1 protein-coding gene is annotated in these 542 nt (G+C 41.9%); it reads right to left on the bottom strand.

The genetic code is table 11. The annotated features are described in order from the left end of the window. On the bottom strand, positions 1–542 hold a 542-nt coding region (locus tag B5V81_RS08635; RefSeq protein WP_212113104.1), incomplete at both ends, for an autotransporter outer membrane beta-barrel domain-containing protein.

Raw genomic sequence — 542 nt, 5'->3', positions numbered from 1 at the left:
GCCACAACTTTGCCTCGTGCAAGGGTCAAAACATCCCCCTTAAAAAGGCCATACGATAACACCCCATCCATATAAAAACCAGTATCATGTTGCAAACTTCCATAAGCCCCGACAGACCATTTATGAAATGCGCTTTTTTTGCTGTGTTCAACATCCTGAGGGTGTAGAGAAAGATTTCCATAATTCCCCAAAGCTCCAAAGAATGTACGCGTATATAAACTCTCAGTCTCGTTTAACAAAACACCTGCTTGAAAGGCATTATAATCGAGCTCAGCACCATAGCCATATTCAAAAGCAGATAAATTGGAAGCATAATGATGACTCCCCCCATAAGCACGCAGAAAAAAAGCTGCGTTTTCATCTTCTTTCCAAGAAGAATGAAAAGCACCCCGTATTGTCTCCAACTTTTTATTTTGCGTAGTCATATCCATCAAACCAGCATGAAACAAAGCATTGGGCAAAAGAAGATACGTTGGCAATTGAGGAACAACAGCTCTAATACCTAGCTCCGGCTGAACATCAAGCGGCATGGGAGGATTAGA

It is taken from the genome of Bartonella queenslandensis, from assembly GCF_018155095.1.
GTDB classification, from domain to species: domain Bacteria; phylum Pseudomonadota; class Alphaproteobacteria; order Rhizobiales; family Rhizobiaceae; genus Bartonella; species Bartonella queenslandensis_B.
This window is presented reverse-complemented; position numbering and strand designations above follow the sequence as displayed.